This window comes from Pseudomonas sp. LW8 (assembly GCF_041956865.1).
Classification (GTDB): domain Bacteria; phylum Pseudomonadota; class Gammaproteobacteria; order Pseudomonadales; family Pseudomonadaceae; genus Aquipseudomonas; species Aquipseudomonas siliginis.
Map to the genome: position 1 here is coordinate 4664673 of NZ_CP168138.1, position 15766 is coordinate 4680438.

At 59.8% G+C, this 15766-nt stretch carries 13 protein-coding genes; 8 read left to right on the forward strand and 5 right to left on the reverse strand.

What is annotated here, in order from left to right:
* Both cyoB and cyoA read right to left on the reverse strand, forming a co-directional pair.
* Complete coding sequence (gene cyoB / locus AB9L16_RS21010) at positions 1 to 2031, reverse strand: cytochrome o ubiquinol oxidase subunit I (RefSeq protein WP_016773302.1); 2031 nt, start codon at positions 2029 to 2031, stop codon at positions 1 to 3.
* A 3-nt stretch (positions 2032 to 2034) separates the two neighbouring features.
* Positions 2035 to 2976: a ubiquinol oxidase subunit II gene (gene cyoA, locus AB9L16_RS21015; RefSeq protein ID WP_024014231.1), complete on the reverse strand. Its 942-nt coding sequence runs from the start codon at positions 2974 to 2976 to the stop codon at positions 2035 to 2037.
* Between the two features lie 350 nt (positions 2977 to 3326).
* Here cyoA and AB9L16_RS21020 point away from each other — a divergent pair, with 350 nt between their 5' ends.
* Positions 3327 to 3662, forward strand: a complete 336-nt coding sequence (locus AB9L16_RS21020; RefSeq protein WP_156089191.1) for a hypothetical protein — start codon at positions 3327 to 3329, stop codon at positions 3660 to 3662.
* 141 nt (positions 3663 to 3803) lie between these two features.
* On the opposite strand, the gene AB9L16_RS21025 is transcribed toward AB9L16_RS21020, so the two are convergent.
* Together AB9L16_RS21025 and hmpA are read right to left on the reverse strand one after the other, a co-directional pair.
* Positions 3804 to 4313 (reverse strand): disulfide bond formation protein B, encoded by a 510-nt coding sequence (locus AB9L16_RS21025; RefSeq protein ID WP_041479949.1) that lies wholly within the window; start codon positions 4311 to 4313, stop codon positions 3804 to 3806.
* 223 nt (positions 4314 to 4536) lie between these two features.
* On the reverse strand, positions 4537 to 5718 hold the full coding sequence (gene hmpA / locus AB9L16_RS21030; protein WP_375122663.1) for an NO-inducible flavohemoprotein: 1182 nt from the start codon (positions 5716 to 5718) through the stop codon (positions 4537 to 4539).
* Positions 5719 to 5881: 163 nt separating this feature from the next.
* On the opposite strand from hmpA, the gene norR reads away from it, so the two are divergent.
* From norR to AB9L16_RS21055, 5 genes are all read left to right on the forward strand, one after another.
* Positions 5882 to 7444, forward strand: coding sequence for a nitric oxide reductase transcriptional regulator NorR (gene norR, locus AB9L16_RS21035; protein ID WP_056790187.1), 1563 nt, complete (start codon positions 5882 to 5884; stop codon positions 7442 to 7444).
* A gap of 577 nt (positions 7445 to 8021) precedes the next feature.
* Positions 8022 to 8924 (forward strand): chemotaxis protein CheV, encoded by a 903-nt coding sequence (locus AB9L16_RS21040; protein ID WP_016773296.1) that lies wholly within the window; start codon positions 8022 to 8024, stop codon positions 8922 to 8924.
* A 3-nt stretch (positions 8925 to 8927) separates the two neighbouring features.
* Positions 8928 to 9410 (forward strand): GNAT family N-acetyltransferase, encoded by a 483-nt coding sequence (locus tag AB9L16_RS21045; RefSeq protein WP_236168920.1) that lies wholly within the window; start codon positions 8928 to 8930, stop codon positions 9408 to 9410.
* Positions 9411 to 9554: 144 nt separating this feature from the next.
* Positions 9555 to 9881 carry a hypothetical protein gene (locus AB9L16_RS21050; RefSeq protein ID WP_056790191.1) on the forward strand — a complete coding sequence of 109 codons (327 nt, stop codon included), beginning with the start codon at positions 9555 to 9557 and terminating at the stop codon, positions 9879 to 9881.
* An 83-nt stretch (positions 9882 to 9964) separates the two neighbouring features.
* Positions 9965 to 10714 (forward strand): YkgJ family cysteine cluster protein, encoded by a 750-nt coding sequence (locus AB9L16_RS21055; RefSeq protein WP_252886781.1) that lies wholly within the window; start codon positions 9965 to 9967, stop codon positions 10712 to 10714.
* Positions 10715 to 10849: 135 nt separating this feature from the next.
* Here AB9L16_RS21055 and AB9L16_RS21060 read toward each other — a convergent pair whose 3' ends face one another.
* Positions 10850 to 11089 (reverse strand): hypothetical protein, encoded by a 240-nt coding sequence (locus AB9L16_RS21060; protein WP_016773292.1) that lies wholly within the window; start codon positions 11087 to 11089, stop codon positions 10850 to 10852.
* A 406-nt stretch (positions 11090 to 11495) separates the two neighbouring features.
* Here AB9L16_RS21060 and AB9L16_RS21065 point away from each other — a divergent pair, with 406 nt between their 5' ends.
* Together AB9L16_RS21065 and AB9L16_RS21070 are read left to right on the forward strand one after the other, a co-directional pair.
* Positions 11496 to 12656, forward strand: a complete 1161-nt coding sequence (locus AB9L16_RS21065) for an efflux RND transporter periplasmic adaptor subunit (protein WP_252886782.1) — start codon at positions 11496 to 11498, stop codon at positions 12654 to 12656.
* Entirely contained in the window at positions 12653 to 15766 is a 3114-nt protein-coding gene (locus tag AB9L16_RS21070) for a multidrug efflux RND transporter permease subunit (protein WP_375122664.1), read from the forward strand. The genes AB9L16_RS21065 and AB9L16_RS21070 overlap by 4 nt, the downstream gene beginning before the upstream one ends.

Consider the following 15766-nt stretch of genomic DNA (forward strand, 5'->3'; position numbering starts at 1 on the left):
TTAAGCCTGTTCCAACGAGGTTTCAACACGGGTGGCATTGGCCGGGATTTTCCCTGCCGCGACCAGACGCTTGTGCTGCTCGGCTTCGATACGCTCGATCGTTTCAACCGGAACCATATAGCCCTGGTCGTCACGTGCAGCGTGGATCACGAAGTAAACGACGGTGCCCACCAAGCTTGCGATCGCCAGCCACCAGATGTGCCAGATCATCGCGAAACCGAAGACGGTCAACAGCGCGCCCATCACCACGCCAGTGGCGGTGTTGTTCGGCATGTGGATCGGCTCGTACTTGGCCGGACGCTGGTACGCAGTACCGTTTTCCTTGGCTTCGGTGAACGGGTCGATGCAGTCAGCCTTAGGCAGCACAGCGAAGTTGTAGAACGGTGGTGGCGACGAGGTCGACCATTCCAGGGTGTGTGCATTCCACGGGTCACCGTGATCGCAAACGTTCTCTGGCTTGTTGCGGTCGCGCACACTGACGTACAGCTGGATCAGTTGGCAGGCGATACCCACAGCAATCATCACCGCACCGAACATGGCAACGTACAGGTACGGTACCCACTCAGGGTTGGTGGTGGCGTTCAGACGACGGGTCATGCCCATGAAGCCCAGTGCATAGAGCGGCATGAACGCGACGAAGAAGCCCGAGATCCAGAACCAGAACGCTGCTTTACCCCAGCCTTCGTGCAGCTTGAAGCCGAACGCTTTCGGGAAGTAGAACGCGAAGCCAGCGATGTAACCGAATACCGCACCGCCGATGATCACGTTGTGGAAGTGCGCGATCACGAACAGGCTGTTGTGCAGCACGAAGTCAGCACCCGGGATGGCCAGCAGTACGCCGGTCATGCCGCCGATGGCGAAGGTCACCATGAAGCCCAGTGTCCACATTACCTGGCTGGTGAAGCGCAGACGGCCTTGGTAGATGGTGAACAGCCAGTTGAACAGCTTCACACCCGTCGGGATGGAAATCAGCATCGTCGCCAGACCGAAGAAGGCGTTGACGCTTGCACCCGAACCCATGGTGAAGAAGTGGTGCAGCCAGACCATGAAGCCCAGTACCGAGATCGCGCCCGAGGCGTAGATCATCGAGTGGTGGCCGAACAGTTTCTTGCCGGTGAAGGCCGAGATCACTTCCGAGAAGATGCCGAAGGCCGGCAGGATCAGGATGTAAACCTCAGGGTGGCCCCACGCCCAGAACAGGTTGACGTACATCATCGGATTGCCACCAAGTTCATTGGTGAAAATGTGGAAATCCATGTAACGGTCAAGGGTCAGCAGTGCCAGGGTAGCGGTCAGGATCGGGAACGAAGCCACGATCAGAACGTTTGCCCAGGTGCAGGTCCAGGTGAAGATCGGCATGTCCATCAGTTTCATGCCAGGGGTACGCATTTTCAGTACGGTCGCGAGGAAGTTGACCCCGGTTAACGTCGTACCCAATCCGGATAGCTGTAGCGCCCAGATGTAGTAATCCATACCCACGCCAGGGCTGTATTGCAGACCCGACAGCGGCGGATACGCAACCCAACCGGTCTTGGCGAATTCACCGATACCCAGCGACAGGTTGATCAGCACAACGCCGGACACCAGCAGCCAGAAGCTCAGGGAGTTCAGGAACGGGAACGCAACGTCACGCGCGCCGATCTGCAGCGGCACTGCAAGGTTCATCAGGCCGGTGAAGAATGGCATCGCCATGAAGATGATCATGATCACACCGTGAGCGGTGAAGATCTGGTCATAGTGTTCAGGTGGCAGGTAGCCAGGCGAACCCTCGGTGGCCATGGCCAGCTGGGTACGCATCATGATCGCATCGGCAAAGCCGCGCAGCAGCATGACCATGGCGACGATGATGTACATCACGCCGATTTTCTTGTGGTCGACCGAAGTCAGCCACTCGGTCCACAGGTACGTCCACTTCTTGAAGTAAGTGATCGCAGCGAACAGCGCCAGACCACCGAGGGCGATCATGGCGATGGTCACCATCACGATCGGCTCGTGGAATGGGACTGCTTCCCAACTTAATTTACCAAACATCGTTTACTCCTCTGCCCCGGCAGCTGAATGCGAACCCGCGTCAATATCCGTGGCCGCCACTTCTTTCTCTTTCTTCTCGTGCTTCAGCGGCTTGCCCGGCTTCATACCTTCGTACTTGTCGACGATGATCTGGAACTGGTTCGGCGTGACCGACGAGTAGAGTTCGACTGGGTTGTTCTGGCTCGGTTTGGCCAGGGCCGCGTATTCAGCCTGATCAAGCTGTTTAGGCGACTTCTTGACTTCACTTACCCAGGCGTCGAAATCTTCCTGAGTGGTGGAGATAGCCTTGAATTTCATACCGGTGAAACCGGCACCGCTGTAGTTGGCGGAGATACCGTCCATTTCAGCGTTGCGGTCAGCGATCAGGTGCAGCTTGGTCTGCATGCCCGCCATCGCGTAGATCTGGCCGCCCAGGCCCGGGATGAAGAACGAGTTCATCACGGCGTCGGAGGTGATCTTGAAGTTGATTGGCGTGTGCGCCGGGAACACGATCTTGTTGACCGTGGCAATGCCTTGTTCCGGGTAGATGAACAGCCACTTCCAGTCCAGCGCGACGACTTCGATGGTCACCGGCTTGACGTCAGACTCGATCGGACGATACGGGTCCAGCTCGTGAGTGGAGATGTAAGTGATGTAGCCCAGGGCGATGATGATCAGCACCGGGATGGTCCATACGGCCACTTCGATCTTGGTCGAGTGCGACCACTTCGGCGTGTAGACGGCGTTCTTGTTCGAAGCGCGGTACTTCCAGGCAAACAGGAAGGTCATGACGATGACCGGCACGACGACCAACAGCATCAGCAGCGTGGCGGTGATGATCAGGTTGCGCTGTTCCAGGCCGACCTGGCCCGTTGGATTGAGCAAGGTCATGTTGCAGCCTCCCAGCAACAACGTGCCGAGCAGCGGCACTAGGCCTAGTAATCTGGGGTACCTGTTTTTACTCATCTCACGACCTCTAAAGCAGCTTGCGCAATGCAGTTGGGTTTTGATCGCCAACACTTCACCCTGCCAAGGGTTGGCATTTTCTTTGGATTGAATAAGGGCCGCCCGTCGCGCGTCTGACGCTCGACAAAACCTTGGGACAGCGTTCAGTTCTTATTCGAATTCGTGGTCAAAGGCCTTGTTACAGACCAATTCCATTTGGTGCGGAAAATTGGAAAGGCACCGACACCAGGGTGTCTCGAAAACCTCGCGGCTCGCTCGACACCCGACCTCCTGATCAGTTCCTTGATAAAGGCTGAACAGCGTCGGGAATTCAGTGCGGGCGATTGTAGATAGGTAGCGCCCTATACACCATGTCTTATCCCGAAATAATTTTTATCACTCAGAGCAACAATCCATCGCCATTTTTGCAAAAGTTGCGCAAGTTATCGAAAGCGTTTCTCAATAAAAGCGGCAAAATCTGCCAGCGTAACCGCCTCAAATCAGACAGCTCTGCACCCGATCTACAAACGCTGGAGCGGCGCAAAGCCCGATGTTCCAAGGGCTTCGCCCATCTGCCGGTGCCTGTTAAAACTGCCTGCTCTGGTACGTTCGTGCTGAAGCCCGAAAACGCTGAAACTGGCCAATGTTTTTATGTAACAGGCGGCCAATCCGCCGCATCCCGAGTCCCTGCGACAGCTCCTGTGTGACAACATGTCGCACATTTGCCGCACGCTTCATTGCCGTTCGTCACGGTGTTTTCACAAACGCTCTGAAATGCAAAACGCCCCGATTTTCATCAGCGAAAATCGGGGCGTTTTGTTTATCGGCAGCTCTGCCGAGAAGTTGACTCAGCGCAGTGCTTTTCGATTACGCGAGGTCAGCAGAGGCACCAGAATCACCACCAGCACGAACGCCACCAGCGCCCATTGCGCCAGCGACAGACCGAGGATCGGCGGATACGGCGTCGAGCAGAAACCGTCAACCTGGAAGCCCAGCGGGAAGATCTTTGCCAGCGGCAGGTCATCGACAATCGGCTGCAGCACATCGACGCCACAGCTCACCGCCGGATAGAACTGCGTATAGACGTGATGCCCGGCCACACCGGCTCCGGCAATCGCACAGATCACCACCAGCGTCTCGAACACGGTGATGCTGCGACGGCTGCGCATGCCCGCGCCAATGAAGGCGAACACTGCAATCAGCAACAGTGCATAGCGCTGCAGAATGCACAGCGGGCAAGGTGCTTCGCCGAGCACGACCTGCATGTAAAGTGCGCCGCCGATCAATGCCAGGCAGATGATCCCCAGCAACACCAGATAGCGCCGCTCACGCCCCAACCGCATCGTTTCCTCGCTCATTGCCTTTCCTTTGTAAGTCCATGGTCCAGCCGGCCGGCGGCTGAAATTGTCGCAAGTCTACACCGGGGCAATAAACGATAGAGCGGTTAAGGAATGATTAACCAACATGGCTTTTGCGGCGCGCAGAAGATTCGCGAGCAGGCTCGCTCCCACAATGGATCTGCGTCGAGCGCAAATCCGGTGGGAACGAGCCTGCTCGCGAACGAGACAAGGCGGTCTCGGATCACTCCAGAGCAGCAGCCGGCCCGAAGAACTCGTAACGGCTCTGCTTCTCCGGCACGCCCAACGCTTTCAGGTGCCGTTTGATCGCGCCCATGAACCCTTTCGGCCCGAGGAAGTACGCATCGACATCGCGCTGTGCCGGCAGCCACTGGCCGAGCAGTTCTTCGCTGAGCAGGCCAACCTTGTCCGCCGCCGGGCTGACGCCATCTTCTTCGGCGTAGCAATAGAAGCGTTTGAGCTGCGGATGACGCGCCGCCAGCCCATCGACCCAGTCGCGGAACGCGTGGACGCTGCCGTTGCGCGCGCAGTGGATAAAGTGCACCGGACGCTCGGTTGCCAGCGCTGCTTCCAGCATCGCCAGAGTCGGAGTGATGCCGACGCCGCCACTGATCAGCACCAGCGGCTTGTCGCTGGCCGCCAGGGTGAATTCGCCCGACGGCGGGAACAGTTGGATGCTCGAGCCGACGTGCAGTTGATCATGCAGATAGTTGGACGCGCGACCGTTCGGTTCACGCTTGACGCTGATGCGGTACTGACCGTTATTGGCCAGTGCCGACAGCGAATAGTTGCGACGGATTTCTTCGCCGTCGAGCATCAGCTTCATGCCGATGTACTGACCCGGTTCGGCCGCAAGAATCGGCCCTTTGTCCGCCGGTTCGAAGTAGAACGAGGTGATTTCCGCGCTCTCTTGCACTTTAGCCGCAACGATGAATTCCCGCGCACCGCGCCAGCCGCCGACGGCGTGTTCCTTCTGGTCATAGATCGCGGCTTCCGCGCCGATCAGGATGTCGGCCAGTTGCCCGTACGCAGCGCCCCAGGCACTCATCACCTCAGGCGTGGCGATCTCTTCGCCGAGCACCTCGGAGATGGCGCGCAGCAGGCAACTGCCGACGATCGGGTAATGCTCCGGCAGGATCTGCAGGGCGACGTGTTTGTTGATGATCTTGGCTACCAGATCGCCCAACTGGTCGAGCTGATCGATGTGCCGCGCGTACATCAGCACGCCGTTGGCCAAGGCACGCGGCTGATCGCCACTGGCCTGATGCGCCTGGTTGAACAGCGGGCGCACCTGCGGGTATTCGGAGAGCATCATGCGGTAGAAATGCGTGATCAACGCCTCGCCGCCGCTTTCCAGCAGAGGCACAGTGGATTTGATGATGGCACGATCCTGGACGCTAAGCATAAGGTGACTCCTGCGCTTTCTTGAAAGATTGGCTTAGGGATATCAGCTTTCATGCCAACTAATTAATCTTTTAAATTCAATAGCTTGAAACCTTCATAGTCATTTCGACACAAATGAACGTATAGTCATCTCGACTACACCTTGTCTCTTTGACTACATAACCATGACCGCCAAATCCCTGCTTACCGCCCTGCTGCCTCTGGTCGCTGACCTGTCCCGCGAACTGCCCGAGGGCGAGCGCTATCGGCGCCTGCTCGAAGCCATGCGCGCTTTGCTGCCTTGCGATGCCGCCGCGTTGTTGCGTCTGGATGGCGAATCATTGGTGCCGCTGGCGGTGGATGGTTTGAGTACGGATACCCTCGGCCGCCGCTTCAAGGTCAGCGAGCATCCGCGTTTCGAGATTCTGCTGGCCGGCGCCGGGCCGACGCGTTTTGCCGCCGACAGCGACTTGCCCGATCCTTATGACGGTTTGGTCGATGGCCTCGACGATCATCTTGAAGTTCACGACTGCCTCGGCTGTCCTTTATTCGTCGATGAAAAACTCTGGGGCCTGATCACCCTCGACGCGCTGGACCCGGAGCGTTTCGAGCCGATCGAACTCGACGCCCTGCAAGCCTTTGCCAGCCTCGCCTCGGCCACGGTCAATGCGGCCGAACGCATCGAACGTCTGGCCACCCGCGCCGAAGACGAGCATCAGCGCGCCGAGGTCTACCGCCAGGCCAGCGGCCAGCAGCACCGCGAAATGATCGGCCAGAGCAAGGCGCACAAACGTCTGGTGGAAGAAATCAATCTGGTCGGTGGCAGCGATCTGACTGTTCTTATCACCGGCGAAACCGGGGTCGGCAAAGAGTTGGTAGCCCAAGCCATCCACGCCGCCTCCGCGCGCGCCGACAAACCGATCATCAGCCTCAACTGCGCCGCCCTGCCCGACACGCTGGTCGAAAGCGAACTGTTCGGCCACGTGCGCGGCGCCTTCACCGGCGCCACCAGCGATCGGCGTGGCAAGTTCGAACTGGCCAATGGCGGCACGCTGTTTCTTGATGAAGTCGGCGAACTGTCGCTGACAGTTCAGGCCAAGTTGCTGCGCGTATTGCAGAGCGGTCAGTTGCAGCGCCTGGGTTCGGACAAGGAGCATCAGGTCGATGTGCGTCTGATTGCAGCGACCAATCGCGATCTGGCCGAGGAAGTGCGCAGCGGTCGCTACCGCGCCGACTTCTATCACCGTCTGAGCGTGTATCCGCTGCGAGTGCCGGCGCTACGCGATCGTGGGCGTGATGTGTTGCTGCTCAGTGGCTTCTTTTTGGAACAGAACCGCTCGCGCATGGGCCTCAACAGCCTGCGCTTGAACAGTGATGCTCAGGAGGCGCTGCTGGCCTACACCTGGCCGGGGAATGTCCGGGAGCTGGAGCATTTGATCGGGCGCAGTGCGCTGAAGGCGCTGGGTAACTGCAAAGTGCGGCCGAAGATTCTGAGTCTGAGCGCGGCGGATCTGGATTTGCCCCGTGAGGTTGTGGATAACGTGGTTGCGCCTGCCAATGCAGACTTGGTCAACGTGATGCCGATGATCGGTGGTGATTTGCGCAGTGCCACCGATGAGTTTCAGCGGCGGTTGATCGGTGCAGCGCTGGAGCGTCATCAGGATAACTGGGCAAGTGCGGCGCGGGAGTTGGGGGTGGATCGGGCGAATCTGGGGCGCATGGCCAAACGACTAGGCATGAAGAGCTAAAAGCACACCCTCACCCTAGCCCTCTCCCAGAGGGAGAGGGGACTGATCGGGGGATATTGAAGAATTCCACTGACGTGAAAGATTTCTGCCGAATCCATAATCGACTCGGTCGTTCAGGTCGGTGTAAAACGCCAGACACCTCCGTCGGCCCCCTCTCCTCTGGGAGAGGGGACTGATTGGGGGATACTGAAGAACTCCACTGACGTGAAAGATTTCTTCCGAATCCATAATCGACTCGATCGTTCAGGTCGGTGTAAAACGCCAGACACCTCCGTCGGCCCCCTCTACCTCTGGGAGAGGGGACTGATTGGGGGATACTGAAGAACTCCACTGACGTGAAAGATTTCTTCCGAATCCATAATCGACTCGATCGTTCAGGTCGGTGTAAAACGCCAGACACCTCCGTCGGCCCCCTCTACCTCTGGGAGAGGGCTGGGGTGAGGGGCAGTGATAGAGAGAACAGCGATCAACTCAAGCCGACTACCCGACAACTAACCTAAAGCCCACCCCTTTAACGCCGATAACACGGCATCAAAGTTTTCTGGCGATTTCCACTCTCGCCCCACAGAAGGTTCTTATGTCCTCCACCAAAGCCCGCGCAGATTCACTTTCGCTTCTGCTGTTTACCTTGCGCAGCGGCAAGCTGATGGCGATCAACCTGCTGAAAGTCAGTGAAATCATTCCCTGCCCGCCGCTGACCAAGCTGCCGGAGTCGCACCCGCACGTCAAAGGCATCGCCTCGCTGCGCGGTGCATCGCTGTCGGTGATCGACCTCAGCCGCGCGATCGGCGAGCGGCCGCTGGAAGATCCCAACGGTGGCTGCCTGATCGTCACCGATGTCAGCCGTTCCAAGCAGGGTTTGCATGTGCAGGCGGTGAGCAAGATCGTCCATTGCCTGACCACCGACATCAAGCCGCCACCGTTCGGCTCCGGCGGCTCGCGTGCCTACATCACCGGCGTGACCTCGGTGGACGGCACGCTGGTGCAGGTGCTGGATATCGAAAAAGTCATCCACAGCATCGCCCCGGCGCAGATCGAAATGGCGCCGACCGACCTGACCATGGAAGACGCCGAAGTGCTCGGCAACGCGCGCATTCTGGTGGTCGATGACAGCCAGGTGGCCCTGCAGCAATCGGTGCACACCCTGCGCAACCTCGGCCTGCAATGCCACACCGCGCGCAGTGCCAAGGAAGCCATCGACTGCCTGCTCGACCTGCAAGGCACCGCGCAGCAGATCAATCTGATCGTCTCCGACATCGAAATGTCGGAAATGGACGGCTACGCCTTCACCCGTACCCTGCGCGAAACCCCGGATTTCGCTCACTTGTACGTCTTGCTGCATACCTCGCTCGACAGCGCGATGAACAGTGAAAAAGCTCGCCTGGCCGGTGCCAACGCGGTGCTGACCAAGTTCTCCTCGCCGGAGCTGACCCAACGCCTGATCGAAGCCGCCAAGCACGTCGCGGCCAACGGGCACTGAGTCTTGGCCGAGACGTTTTGCTTTCTGCTGCGCCGCGACTTGAGTGGACCTCTGCCGGATGCTCAGTGGCCGGACGGGATTGAGCTGTCCGTCTACCGCGAGGAACTGGCGCCGGCAGTGCATCAGCTGATGCAGCTCGGACAGCTGGAAGGTGGCGGTCGAGTGCCGTCACTGGACGATTGGCAGCGGCGCTTTGCCAGCGACCCTGAATACGATCCAGCGCTGTGTTTCGTCGCCTGCGATGCCGAGGGTGTGGTGGGCGTGGCGCAGTGCTGGACCAGTGCGTATATCAAGAATCTGGTGGTGCACCCGCGAATGCAGGGCCGGGGGCTTGGACGCGCGTTGTTGCTGCATGCCTTCAGCGTCTTTCAACAGCGGCGCGAGGGGTTTGTCGATTTGCGGGTTCTGGAGGACAACCTGCGGGCGCGGCGGTTGTATGAAAATGCCGGGATGGTTGTGGTTCGGCGCGAGCCTGTGCCCGACTGATCTACCGCTTTCGCGAGCAGGCTCGCTCCCACAGGTGGATTGCATTTCAAACTGTGGGAGCGAGCCTGCTCGCGAAGGGCAGCACTGGCAACTTCCGCTATCCGACAGACTCCAACCTTGGCCATAACCAAGGATGCCCCAACCATGAAAGCCATCACCCTGGCGCTGCTCAGCCTCATCGCCCTCGCCTCCCAGGCCCATGCCTCCAGCCCCGACGCCTGGGCTGCCTATGACAAGACCGTCCTCGCCAGCTGCACCAAGGCCAGCGGCCTGAAAAACGTCAAACCGGTCGGCACACCGGCGCAATTCGACGACCGCGTCGGTTACACCGCCGTTCTGCTGCAAGGCCAATACCCGCAAAAACACATGAAAGGCCAGCAAGGCAGCGAGCTGTGCCTGTACAACAAACAGTCGAAAACCGCGTACGTCACCGAGTGGGATTCGATTCGCCCGACCGCCAAACCTCAGTGAATGGCGCACAACTTGCTTCGACCCGGCCCTGTGCGGTGGTTTTCCGCCACCGTTTCACACCCTGATTGAAGACAGATCGCTCAATGAATACGACGTTTTCCTGCGTAGGTTGCGGCAAATGCTGCACCGATCACCATGTCCCGCTGACGCTCGCCGAAGCCCGCATGTGGGCGGCGGATGGCGGTCAGGTGATCGTGCTGGCCGAGGCTTTTCTCGGCAATGGCCTGGGGCTGCCAGCGCAACAGCGCGAACATGCCGAGCGCCGTTCGGCGGTGGTCCGCAGTGGCACTACTGATGCTCACGTGGCGATCACCTTTGCCGCCTACAACGTCGGCCCCTGCCGGAATCTTGACGACGAAAAGCGCTGCCGGATCTACGAGCGTCGCCCGCTGGTGTGCCGGATTTACCCGGCGGAAATCAATCCGCACATCCCGCTCAATCCTGCTGCCAAGGATTGCCCACCGGAGTCCTGGGAACAGGGACCGGAGCTGATTGTGGGGGGCGAGTTGGTTGATCGGGAACTGGTTGAGTTGATTCAGCGTTCGCGTCAGGCGGATCGGGATGAGATCAAACTCAAGGATGCGATCTGCGCAACCCTGGGAATTCGCACCACGGCGCTCAAGGGCGACGGGTTCACCGCGTACTTGCCGAACATGGATGCCTTTGCGGCAGTGATCGACCAAGTGAGCGCGCAACCGCTAGCGGCGCAAACCAGTGAATGGCTGTTTCATTTGTCCGGCGATGACGTGGCCGGACAGGTGCTGGCTGCGGGTGGGCTGGTGGTGACTGAACCGGCGCAGACTTATGCGTTCATTTCATTGCGCGCGGCTTGATCTGACATTTGTGCTGTAGCGGCTGTCGCATTCGCGAGCAGGCTCGCTCCCACATTGGATCTGCGCCAAACACAAAACCTGTGGGAGCGAGCCTGCTCGCGAAGAGGCCAGCACAAGCACCATCACTTTCCGATGTCAGCGCTTACCCATCGACCGACGCGTCCCCGGCGGCGCCATGCCCGGGGTTTTGGTGTGGCCATTCTTCGCGCCATTCTTGTACCACGGCTGATTCGAGCCTTTCGCCGAGGCAAGCTCGCCCGGCTTGAACGGGAACTTGAACGCCGGGATCTCGGCCTTGGTTTCGCTGGCGTCAGCCACTTCAGCCGGGACGTCGCTCACAGCGTCGTCAACCGGCGGTTGGGTCGGGGAAGTCATAAAAGCTCCGGGAACATAAAGTCGGCCCGATCAGTGAGCCGCAAAGGCGCGCAGTATACCTGTGCGCTGTGGCTCGGCATCTGAAGATTTGCACGGTGCGCTGAATGGTTTCCCCTCACCGTAACCCTCGCCCTGGGGAGGGGACAGACCGAGGTGTTTACTCGAGGTTCGCCGACATGGGATACCGAGTCGAACTCAGGTTCGAAAAGCCCACAAATCGGCTCCCTCTCCTTGGGGAGAGGGCTGGGGTGAGGGGCGAATCCAACACAAGACCATCGCCGCACACTGCTACTCCCCATCTATACAAACGAAACTGACAATCCTGACAGCCAGCCGTCACCCTGCCGACCGCCTGAGCGGTTTATAACTGGTCAATCTGCCCAAACTCCAGACTTCGGCGCCGCGCATGTCCATCCAGAAAAACAAAATCCTGCTGGCCACTCTCCTGATTCTGCTGGCAGCCGCCGGCCTGTGGTTCGCGCTGAAACCGGCGCCGGCCAAACTGGCTACACCGACCGCCATCCCGGTACGCGTCGTAACGGTCAGCGCCAAAGACGTGCCGCGCTACACCAGCGGCATCGGCTCGGTGCTTTCGCTGCACAGCGTGGTGGTGCGTTCGCAGATCGACGGCATTCTGACGAAAATTCTGGTCAAGGAAGGCCAACGGGTCAAAGCAGGCGACCTGCTCGCGACCATTGACGACCGCTCGATCCGCGCCAGCCTCGACCAGGCCCGGGCGCAGTTGGGCGAGAGTCAGGCGCAGTTGCAGGTCGCGCTGGTCAATCTCAAGCGCTACAAACTGCTCAGCGTCGACGACGGCGTATCGAAACAGACCTTCGACCAGCAACAGGCCTTGGTCAATCAGCTCAAAGCCACTGCGCAAGGCAATCAGGCCTCGATCGATGCGGCGCAGGTGCAACTGTCCTACACGCAGATTCGCTCTCCGGTTACTGGGCGCGTCGGTATTCGTACGGTCGATGAAGGCAACTTCCTGCGCATGACCGACACCCAGGGCCTGTTCACCGTCACGCAGATCGACCCGATCGCCGTCGAGTTCTCCCTGCCGCAGCAGATGCTGCCGACCCTGCAAAGCCTGATCAGCGACCCGCAACGCGCCCCGGTCAAGGCTTACATCGGCGCCGACACCGATGGCGAAACCGGCAATTTGCTCGGCGAAGGTCAGCTGACCCTGATCGACAACCAGATCAACGCCAACACCGGCACCATCCGCGCCAAGGCCGAATTCGCCAATGCCAGCCAGAAGCTCTGGCCGGGTTTGCTGGTGACGGTAAAAATTCAGACCGCTGTGGATAAAGACGCGCTGGTGGTTCCGCCCACCGTCGTACAGCGAGGCCTCGAACAACACTTCGTTTACCGCGTGAAGGACGACAAGGTCGAGGCAGTGCCGGTGCAAATGGTTTATCAGGGCAGCGGCCAGGACATCATCAAAGGCGTCAACGCCGGTGACGTACTGGTGACCGACGGGCAGTCGCGGCTCAAGCCGGGGTCGAGCGTGCAAATCATGAGCGAGCCGCCGCAAGTGGTGCAGGCGGAGCCCAAGCCATGAACTCGCATAAAGGCATCTCGACCTGGTGCATCGATCACCCGGTAGCGACGATTTTGCTGACGTTCGCTCTGGTACTGGTCGGCGTAATTGCCTTCCCGCGTTTGCCGATTGCGCCACTGCCGGAAGCGGAGTTTCCTACAATTCAAGTGTCGGCGCAGTTGCCCGGCGCCAGCCCCGACACCATGGCTTCCTCGGTGGCGACGCCGCTGGAGGTGCAATTCAGCGCCATCCCCGGCATGACCCAGATGACCTCGAGCAGCGCGCTGGGCTCAACCCTGCTGACCTTGCAGTTCACTCTCGACAAAAGCATCGACACCGCCGCCCAGGAAGTGCAGGCGGCGATCAATACCGCCGCCGGCAAGTTGCCCAAAGACATGCCGACGCTGCCCACATGGAAAAAGGTCAACCCGGCCGATAGCCCGGTGCTGATCCTCAGCGTCAGCTCGACGCAAATGCCCGGCACCGAACTCAGCGACCTGGTGGAAACCCTGCTCTCGCGTCAGATCAGTCAGATCGACGGCGTCGGCCAGATCAACATCACCGGTCAGCAACGCCCGGCGATTCGCGTACAAGCTTCGGCGGACAAACTCGCGGCGATTGGCCTGACGCTGGCCGACATTCGGCTGGCGATTCAGCAGACCAGCCTCAACCTGGCCAAAGGTGCGTTGTACGGCGAATCGAGCATCTCGACGCTGTCGACCAACGATCAGTTGTTCCACCCCGAGGACTACAGCCAACTCATCGTTTCCTACAAGGATGGCGCCCCGGTTCACCTGCGCGATGTCGCCAAAGTCGTCAACGGTGCGGAAGATGCCTACGTGCAGGCCTGGGCCGGAGATCGACCTGGTGTGAATCTGGTGATTTTCCGCCAGCCCGGCGCCAACATCGTTGAAACCGTCGACCGCATTCAAGCCGCCCTGCCCGGCCTCGAAGCGATGCTGCCGGCCTCGGTGCAGGTGAAAACCCTGATCGACCGCACGCAGACCATTCGCGCCTCGCTGCATGAAGTGGAAATCACTTTGCTGATCGCGATCCTGCTGGTGGTCGCGGTCATGGCGCTGTTCCTGCGCCAGTTATCGGCGACGCTGATTGTCTCGGCGGTGCTCGGTGTCTCGCTGATCGCCAGTTTCGCCCTGATGTACGTCCTCGGCTTCAGCCTGAACAACCTGACGCTGGTGGCGATCGTCGTCGCGGTCGGCTTCGTTGTGGACGATGCGATCGTGGTGGTGGAAAATATTCATCGCCATCTCGAGGCCGGTGACGATATGCGCGAGGCGGCGATCAAGGGAGCCGGCGAGATTAGCTTCACCGTCGTTTCGATCAGTTTCTCGCTGGTGGCGGCATTCATTCCGCTGCTGTTCATGGGCGGTGTAGTCGGGCGGCTGTTCAAGGAATTCGCCCTGACCGCGACATCGACCATCATGATTTCGGTGGTGGTGTCGCTGACGCTGGCGCCAACCCTTGCTGCGCTGTACATGCGCAAACCGGTGCATCACGCCAGCGCCAAACCGGGTTTCAGCGAGCGCTTGCTCGGCTGGTACGAAAAAGGCCTGCGCCGCGCCCTCGATCATCAGAAATTGATGATTGGTGTGTTCGGTCTTTCGCTGGCGCTGGCTGTTGCCGGTTACATTTTCATTCCCAAGGGATTTTTCCCGGTGCAGGACACCGGTTTTGTCCTCGGCACCACCGAAGCCGCTGCGGATATTTCCTACGGCGACATGGTGAAAAAACACTTGGCGATGGCCGAAATCGTTGCAGCCGATCCGGCGGTGCAGGCGTTCTCGCACTCGGTCGGGGTTTCCGGCAGCAACCAGACTATCGCCAACGGGCGCTTCTGGATCGCCCTGAAAAAACGTGGCGATCGCGATGTCAGCGCCAGCCAGTTCATCGATCGCATCCGCCCGCAACTGATGAAAGTCCCCGGCATCGTCCTGTATCTCCGCGCCGGGCAGGACATCAACCTCAGCTCCGGCCCTAGCCGTGCGCAGTACCAATACGTACTCAAGAGCAACGACGGCGCGACCCTCGCCACCTGGACCCAGCGCCTGACCGAGAAACTGCGCAGCAATCCGGCATTCCGCGACATTTCCAACGATCTGCAACTGGGCGGCAGCATCACCCACATCAGCATCGATCGCAGCGCCGCCGCGCGTTTCGGCCTGACCGCCAGCGATGTCGACGAGGCGCTGTACGATGCGTTCGGCCAACGGCAGATCAATGAATTCCAGACCCAGGTCAATCAGTACAACGTGATTCTGGAACTGGATACCAAACAACGCGGCAAGGCCGAAAGCCTCAACTATTTTTACCTGCGCTCACCACTCAGTGGGGAAATGGTGCCGCTGTCGGCGCTGGCCCGATTCGACGCGCCGACCATCGGCCCGCTGTCGATTGCCCATGACGGCATGTTCCCCGCCGCCAACATGTCATTCAACCTCGCCCCCGGCGTGGCATTGGGCGATGCGGTGATTCAGCTCAATCAGGCCAAGGCCGAGATCGGCATGCCCACCGCGATCAGCGGCAATTTCCAGGGCGCGGCGCAGGCGTTCCAGAGTTCGCTGGCCAGCCAGCCATGGCTGATTCTCGCGGCGCTGGTGGCGGTGTACATCATTCTCGGCGTGCTTTATGAAAGCTTCGTGCATCCGCTGACGATCATTTCGACCCTGCCGGCAGCAGGCCTCGGCGCGGTGATCATGCTGTGGATCTGCGGCCAGGACTTTTCGATCATGGCGTTGATCGGTCTGGTGCTGCTGATCGGCATCGTCAAAAAGAACGGCATCCTGATGATCGACTTTGCGCTCGAGGCGCAGCGCCAGCGCGGCCTGGCGCCGCAGGAGGCGATTTTCGAAGCGTGCATCACCCGGTTCCGGCCAATCATCATGACCACCCTCGCCGCCCTGCTCGGCGCATTGCCGCTGATGCTCGGTTACGGCACCGGCGCCGAACTGCGCCAGCCGTTGGGCATTGCCGTGGTCGGTGGTTTGCTGGTCAGCCAGATGCTGACGCTGTTCACCACGCCGGTCATATACTTATGGCTCGAGCGGCTGTTTCACCGGCACTCACACCCACCAGCCCCAACGCCCGCAACGGCACTGGCGACCACAGACTGA